Origin of the sequence: Candidatus Phytoplasma crotalariae, assembly GCF_030586865.1 — a bacterium.
In the GTDB taxonomy this organism is placed as follows: domain Bacteria; phylum Bacillota_I; class Bacilli_A; order Acholeplasmatales; family Acholeplasmataceae; genus Phytoplasma; species Phytoplasma citri.
Map to the genome: position 1 here is coordinate 1 of NZ_JAOSIR010000022.1, position 8,373 is coordinate 8,373.

The 8,373-nt window shown below is 21.7% G+C and carries 4 protein-coding genes; 3 read left to right on the forward strand and 1 reads right to left on the reverse strand.

Annotated elements, in window-relative coordinates; genetic code table 11:
- Positions 1-496: 496 nt before the first annotated feature.
- Genes uvrC through uvrB form a run of 3 tightly spaced genes read left to right on the forward strand, consistent with a single transcriptional unit; the run spans position 497 to position 6,968 of the window.
- Positions 497-2,137, forward strand: coding sequence for an excinuclease ABC subunit UvrC (gene uvrC, locus OC683_RS01745; RefSeq protein WP_304514838.1), 1,641 nt, complete (start codon positions 497-499; stop codon positions 2,135-2,137).
- Positions 2,138-2,179: 42 nt separating this feature from the next.
- Complete coding sequence (gene uvrA, locus OC683_RS01750; protein ID WP_304514839.1) at positions 2,180-5,023, forward strand: excinuclease ABC subunit UvrA; 2,844 nt, start codon at positions 2,180-2,182, stop codon at positions 5,021-5,023.
- Positions 5,013-6,968 carry an excinuclease ABC subunit UvrB gene (uvrB, locus tag OC683_RS01755; RefSeq protein ID WP_304514840.1) on the forward strand — a complete coding sequence of 652 codons (1,956 nt, stop codon included), beginning with the start codon at positions 5,013-5,015 and terminating at the stop codon, positions 6,966-6,968. The genes uvrA and uvrB overlap by 11 nt, the downstream gene beginning before the upstream one ends.
- Before the next feature lie 25 nt (positions 6,969-6,993).
- Here uvrB and OC683_RS01760 read toward each other — a convergent pair whose 3' ends face one another.
- Complete coding sequence (locus OC683_RS01760; protein WP_304514841.1) at positions 6,994-7,680, reverse strand: hypothetical protein; 687 nt, start codon at positions 7,678-7,680, stop codon at positions 6,994-6,996.
- Between the last annotated feature and the right edge of the window lie 693 nt (positions 7,681-8,373).

An 8,373-nucleotide genomic window follows, 5' to 3' on the forward strand; every position in this document is an offset into this window, starting at 1 on the left:
CTTTTCCCTTTCACTTATAGCGAAGGTGTCCAATGCAGCGTCCTCCTGAGGTACCAAAAAGGAATCTTTTCCTTTTTATTATTATTAAATTTTTTTAAAAATTAAAATATCAAAAGATGATAACAAATAATCATAAAATATTTTCTACAATTAATTAATTTTTTTAGAAAATATTTTAAAATAAAAATAAAGATAGAAAATTTTGTTATTTTTGCAATTAAATTATCACTCAAAATGACTAAAAATAAATTTAATATATTTTGATTAAAACAAAGTTAATAATCAAAAAACTTGCCTTTTTATTGTTTTTCGGTTATTATAAAGTTAATATTAAATTCAAAAAGATATTAAATATTTTATTTTTTTAAATAAATTCATTGGCATCTGTATATGATGCCTTTTTTAGTCAAAAAAATCTTGAAACAAATAAATAGAATAAATAATTTAAAATTATTATGTTTTTGAAAAATATTTAAATATGGTAATTAAATCAAATATGTCTTTAAAAATAACAAAAAATAAAATTAATTTTCTTTTGCTAACTAAAATTAACAATTTGCCTAACAAATCTGGTTGTTATTTATTTAAAAATTGTTATAATAATATTATTTATATTGGCAAAGCCAAGAATTTATTTTCAAGAATTAAAAGTTATTTCTACTTAACAAATCATAATCCAAAAACTAATAATTTAATTCAAGAAATATGTGATGTAGAATATATTATCACTCATAACGAATTAGAAGCTTTTATATTAGAAGCTAATTTAATTAAAAAACATATACCAAAATACAATTTTAAATTATTAGATGATAAAAATTATGCTTATATTGAAATTACTAACGAAAAACATCCTCGTTTAAAAATTTCTTATTATAAAAAGGTTCCTACCAAAACTAAAATATTTGGTCCTTATCCGTATAACAATAGTATGAAAGAAACAGTACGTTTATTGCATAAAATTTACCCTTTAAGACGTTGTCAACCGATTCCCCAAAAACCTTGTCATTATTATCAAATTAATGAATGTTTAGGACCTTGTTGCCCTACTAATAAATCTATTGATTATTCTATGAATATTAGAGGAATTAATGATTTTTTGCAAGGCAAAAATAAAAATATTTTTAACAAAATCAAAAATGAAATTAAAACGGCTATTAAAACATTAAATTTTGAAAAAGCACAAGAATATCAAAAAATTTTAGAACATTTAAAAAATATTACTATTAAACAATTTATCGAATTAAAACCTAATCTAAGTTGCGATATTATTGGTTTTTGTTTTAATAAAAATGAAATTTCTTTGTATATTTTCAAAATGTATCAAGGAAAAATTCAAGAACATTATCAGATAGTTTCCGAATATATCGATGATCCCATTGATAATATGATTACTTATTTACATTTATATTATCAAAATCATTTATTACCTAAAAAAATTCTTTTAAATCCGTCTTTGATTAAGCAAAAACCAGAAATAAAAAAAATAATTAATACTAAATTTTCAGTCAAATTCAATGCCGAAGAAAAACAAATACAAGAATTAGCTCAAAAAAACGCAGAAGAAAATTTAAATAAATATAATTTATTATATAGCGCTAAATTAGAAGCTACTACAATAGCTTTAAGCGAATTATCGAAATTGTATCAAAATAATATTAATCATATTGAAGTTTTTGATATTTCTCATTCTTTTGGTAAATATTTTGTAAGTGGCGTTATTGTGTTTAAAAATTATCAATTGCAAAAAAAATCTTATTGCGCTTTTCGTATTAAACAAACTTATCCGAACGAATATAATTCTTTAGCAGAAGCTATTGAACGTCGATATCAAAAATTAATTAATCTTAATTTGCCTTTTCCAGATTTAATTTTAGTTGATGGCGGAATAGGGCAATTTAATATCAGTCAAAAAATTTTAAAAAATTTAATAAAGAAATTTAATTTAGGTGCTTTAAAAAAAAATAATAAACATCAATTGGAAAGTTTAATTTTACCTAATCAAGAGATTTTGTTAAATAAAAAAAGTTTTTTATTCCGTTTTTTATTTTTTTTAAGCGAAGAGGTTCATAATTTTACTATTAATTTTCATAGAAAAATTAATAATCAAGAAAATATTGGCAATTTTATTAATTGAAAATTAAAAAAATTTAAATTTTATATATTATAAAGGATATTTATGGCTAATCAAAATTTTAATTATTTACAGGATAAAATTATAATTAAAGGCGCTCGAGAAAATAATTTAAAAAATATTGATGTTGAAATTCCCAAATTTAAATTAGTAGTTTTTACTGGTATTTCAGGTTCCGGAAAAACTTCTTTAGTACAAAATATTTTATATCAAGAAGGCAAAAGAATTTATTTAGAATCTTTAAATTTTTATGATCGGAAATTTTTTCAATTTACAAAAAAACCTGATATTAATTATATTTCAGGTTTAGCTCCGGTAATTAACATTGAACAAAAAAAAATTGTTAATAATTCTAAAGATACTGTCGGTACTATTACAGAAATTTATTATTATTTACAATTAATTTATGCGCATATAGGTGTTTATTACGATATACAAAATAATCAACCTTATCAAAAATATAATATAGAACAAATAATGAATAAATTATTAAATTTTTTTAACAACCAAAAAATTATAATTTTATCTCCATTGGATGATAGTCAAAAAAAGATATTTCATTCAATAATCTTAAAGTTCATGAAAGAAGGTTTTAATCGTTTTTTAATCAATAACAATTTTTTTACTTTTAACAACATTCAAGAAATTAATGAATTAGAAATAAAAGAAATAAATAATATTTTTGTAATTATTGATCATTTAACTATCAACAATCAAATAACCTCTCGTTTAATTTCTTCTTTAGAATTAGCTCTAAAATTTCATAAACAGAAAATATTAATTATGCTACCAAATCAAGAAATACTATCTTTTGATTTAAATTATAATGATGACAAAAACTCTTTAACTCGATTAGAAAATAAAATGAATTTATTTTCTTTTTATAAAAAAAAAGGAATTTGTAATCATTGTAAAGGTTTAGGAAGTATAATGGTTTTTGATGAAAAATTAATTTTAGATCCGAATAAATCTATTCTGAATGGAGCTATATTACCTTTCGAACAACCAAATAATCCTACAAAAAATCTTCAAGAAAAACTAAAAGATTTTTTAGATAAATATAAAATCGATGTTTATCTACCTTTAAACCAAATGAATAAAGTTATTATTAATCTTTTATTGTATGGTTCTGATAATTTATCTAATGAAAGTGTAAAATTTCCTATCGGTATTATTCCTATTCTGGAATATTATCAAAAAAATTTTGCTAATTATGATAATATTCAAAATTGGTTAAACCAATTTAAATCTTTAACTGTATGTCCTCATTGTTCTGGAGCTAGATTAAATAAATATGCTTTAGCTTATAAAATTAATCATAAAAATATTTATGAATTGACCAATTTAACTATTAATGAATTATTAAATTTCATAGAAAATATAACATTAAATTCAATAGCAAAAATCAATATCCAAGATGCTTTAACGGCTATTAAAAAACGTTTAAATTTATTCAAAAAATTAGGTTTAGAATACTTAAATTTAAATCGAAACATTAGTTCTTTATCTGGAGGAGAAATACAAAGGATTAAATTAATTAATCAGCTGGCTTCTCGATTGACAGGAGTTATTTATATTATTGATGAACCATCTGTTGGTTTACATCCATATAATAATATTCAACTAATTAAAATTTTACGTCAATTAGTAAATCTAGGTAATACTGTGTTAATTATAGAACATGATCAAGAAATGATCTTATCTGCAGATTATATTATTGATTTAGGTCCTGAAGCTGGTAATAAAGGGGGTACTATTGTAAGTTATGGCAAAATAGATAATATTTTAGAAAATAAACATAGTTTAACAGGTAAATATTTAAAAAAAATTTATTCTTTTGAGAGCATCATCAAACCAAAAATATCTTCTACAAATGTTCTTCAAATACGAAACGCTTATGTTAATAATTTAAAAAATCTTAATATTGATATTCCTTTAAATATATTTATTGTGATTACTGGTTTTTCTGGTTCAGGAAAATCAACTTTACTTAATGAAGTTATATATAAAGGTTTGAAAAAAAATAAAAATTTGAACAATATCGAACCTGGATTTAATCAAGTTATTTTTTCAGAAAATAAAAATAATTTCAAAGATATTATTTATATAGAATCACTAAATTTTAATAAAATTCTTAAATATCATTTAATTAATTATTTCGGAATTTCAGAAATCGTTAGCAATTTATTTTCTCAATCTCCGGAAGCAAAAGCTAAAGGTTATAATAAACGCCGTTTTATTCTAAATTCTATTTCTGCTTTTTGCCATGCTTGCCAAGGAGAAGGTATTAAAAAAATTTTTATGGGTTTTTTGCCTAATATTATAATTACCTGCGATCAATGTCAAGGTAAAAGATTTAATTCTGAAACCTTAACTATTAAATACAAAAATCAAACTATTGCTGATATTTATGACATGAATGTATCTGAAGCATATACTTTTTTTTATAATCATCAAAAAATTAAAATTGCTTTAGAATTGTTAATTAGTGTAGGATTAAATTATTTAAAATTAGGCAGCAAATTAGATCATTTATCAGATGGCGAAAAACAAAGATTAATTTTAATTAAAAAAATATATAAAAATTATTTTTCAAAAAATATTTATATATTGGATGAACCTACCAAAGGCTTACATTTTTTTGAAATTGAAAAATTAATTTCTTTAATACGTACATTAATTAATCAAAAAAATACAGTAATTATGATCGAACATAATCTAAATATTATTAAAAATGCTGATTATATCATCGACTTAGGACCTCAAGGAGGCAAAAAAGGCGGTCATATTGTAGCTAAAGGTAATATAGAAGAAATTATCAATAATCCGAATAGCTATACTGGTCAATATTTAAAACAAATAAGGAATAAATCTCAAAATGAAATTTAAATTAAAAAGTTTATATCAACCAAGCGGTGATCAACCTCAAGCTATTAAAGAATTATTGAATAATTTTTCTAAAGGGGAAAAAGAACAAATAATTTTAGGAGCTACAGGTACTGGTAAAACTTTCACCATTGCTAATATTATTAATCAACTTAATACAAAAACTTTAATAATTGCTCATAATAAAACTTTAGCAGGACAAATTTTTCAGGAATTAAAAGAAATATTTCCCGAAAATAAAGTGGAATATTTCATTTCTTATTATGATTATTATCAACCAGAATCATATATTGTATCTCGTGATATTTATATTGAAAAAGAAAAAATTATTAACGAAGAAATAGTAGAATTACGTCATAATACTATTAACGCTTTAATTGATCATAATGATGTTATTGTGGTATCATCTGTATCTTGTATTTTTGGAATTGGGGATATCGAAGATTATAAAAATTCTATTTTGTATTTAAACCAAAATCAAAATTATCCTATGGATGAACTATTTAAAAAATTAATAGAATTGCAATATTGTAGAAACGATTTACAATTAAAAAATGGTAATTTTCGTGTTCACGGTAACATTTTGGATCTCATAAATTCTAATTTAAAAAAAGAAGCAATTCGTTTAATTTTCGAAGATAATCGAATAAAAAATATTCAAATTTTCAATACGATAGATGGTACCATTGTTAAAGAAGTAACTAAAGTTATTATTTTTCCTGCTTCTATTTACGCAACTAATCCTCAAAAATTAAAAGAAAGTATTAAAAGGATTAAAAAAGAATTAACTCAGCAAATTAAATATTTTAAATCTCAAAATCAATTTTTAGAAGCTCAAAAAATTGAAACAAAAACTCAATATGATTTGGAAATGTTAACAGAATTAGGTTATTGTAAAGGCATCGAAAATTATTCAAGACATATATCTTTAAAAAAAAAGGGAGAACCACCAACTACCTTGATTGATTATTTTGGTTCAAATTTTTTAATTATTATTGATGAATCTCATATTACCATTCCACAAATTAAAGGTATGTTTTTTGGAGATTACTCGCGTAAACAAAAATTAATTAAATATGGTTTTCGTTTACCCAGTGCTTTAGATAATAGGCCGTTAAGATTTAAAGAATTTGAAAAAAAAATAGATAAAATCATTTATTTATCGGCAACACCCGGAAAATATGAATTAAACAAGAATATTCCTATAGTGGAACAAATAATTAGACCAACTTTTATTTTAGAACCTCAAATTGAAATTAGATCAACTCAAAACCAAATGCATAATTTATTTGAAGAAATAAAAAAACGCCAAATTAAAAATGAAAAAGTTTTGGTGACCACTATCAGTATTAATTTTAGTGAAGATTTAAGTTTTTATTTAAAAAAAATGGGTATTAAGGTGACTTTTTTACATAGCAAAATTCCAGCTTTGCAGCGTTTACAAATTTTACAAAAATTACGCATGGGAATTTATGATTGTTTAATTGGAGTTAATTTATTAAGAGAAGGTTTGGATTTACCAGAAGTTTCTTTAATGATTATTTTAGATGCTGATAAAGCTGGATTTTTACGAAATGAAAGTAGTTTGATTCAAATAATTGGCAGAGCTGCTCGCAATATTCAAGGTAAAGTGATTATGTATGCAGATAACATTACAAACGCTATGAAAATAGCTATTGCCGAAACCAATAGACGCCGAATTATTCAACAAGAATATAATCAAAAATATCATGTTAATCCCAAAATTATTAATAAAAAAATAAATATTAATAATTTAAGTCAAAATCATCAAAAAGATTTTATGCAGGAAATCAATCTTGATCCTAAAAATGTTACTAAAAAAGAATTAATTAAATTAAAAAAATTAATGAAAGAAGCTGTTAAAAAATTAGATTTTGATAAAGCAATTTTTTATAGAGATTTAATTATATCTATTACTAAAAAATAATTTAATTCTGAATAATTTTAGTTACTTAATTTATATTCATTTCAATCAATTCATAAAAAGAGTATAATTCTGCTTTAAGTTTATTTTTTTGAGCTTCTAGTATTCTTGTCGAATGTTCAATAAAATTAAATTTAATTCTTTCAAATTTTTGACAACGTTCTTGATTAAAGTTATATTGTTCTTGCAAAACATTAATTTTTTGTTGATATAATAATTTTTTTTCATTTATATTATTTGCATTTTTAAAAAAATTTTGGTTTAATTCTTCAATTTGTGATTGAATTAATATTTGGTTTTTAATTAAATGATTAATTTTCATGTCTAAATCATGAATCTTGTTTTCTCTTTTTATATTCACTTCTAAAGCGAAATTCCATTTATTTTTAATTTTTTCAATTATTTTTTTTTCTTCATTATTAATTTTATTTATAATGGAAAATTTATTATAACAATTACTGGAAAAAATATACATTTGTATAGTTTCAAAATCTTTTAAATTAATTTTAAATTTACTAAAATTTGATGAAATGTTGTTTGTTTCTGTTTTATTGTGGGATTTTTCGATCGTATCGTTTTTTAAAATTTGATATAAATGATAATGATTATTTATATTATTGTGCCTAATTAAAAATTTTGTTACCAAAAAAATAAAAAGAAAAAATAAAAAAAATAACCTAAAAATTGAAATATTTTTATTAAAATTTAATGTCATTTATTTTTGTTTCCCGTTCCGCAATAAATTAATAAATATTTTATTAAATTTGATTTTTATGGTTTTTTTATTAAATATTAAAATGTTATACATAATATCAATTTATTTTGTTTGTAGTTAATAATTATATTTAATAATTTTAATCTATCGTAAACTTTAATTATCATTAATTCAAAACCTAAAATAATTATTGGTGTATATTCATAATATTTAAACAATAATTACAAATTTCAAGTAACATCAGTGTGAAATTTTATCTTAAGCATAATAATCGATCTATTCTGAGGTTATTATTGATTTTTTCTGTCATTAATGTCTTTGTTCTAAATTTAAAGAACATTACATTAAAGTTATATTCTCTCATATGAGAACATGAGAAAATAAGAAGAAAAAACCGATCAAAATCCAATATAAATATAATATTGATTTCAAATTTATTGGTCAATAAGCATAGATTGTTAGTATTTTTAGGGATTTTATCCGTTTGCTATCTATTGTAAAATTTGCCTCTTGAAAGCGAGAAAAAAAGTTTCTTGATGAATTTAATAACTTTTTCTTTTAGTTTTCTTGGGACTAGTGCACAAGAAAGAGGCTATGTTCTTACATTTTCTGCTTCTTAATTTATTATTGACTCTTGCCTTTCGAGAATCGTTCTTAATTTGTTAGTATTTATCAAGGGCTGGTGATGGGTTA

Coding starts and splice junctions, on each gene's coding strand:
- uvrC (WP_304514838.1), top strand. CDS start 497: ATGTCTTTAAAAATAACAAAAAATAAAATTAATTTTCTTTTGCTAACT.
- uvrA (WP_304514839.1), top strand. CDS start 2,180: ATGGCTAATCAAAATTTTAATTATTTACAGGATAAAATTATAATTAAA.
- uvrB (WP_304514840.1), top strand. CDS start 5,013: ATGAAATTTAAATTAAAAAGTTTATATCAACCAAGCGGTGATCAACCT.
- OC683_RS01760 (WP_304514841.1), bottom strand. CDS start 7,680: ATGACATTAAATTTTAATAAAAATATTTCAATTTTTAGGTTATTTTTT.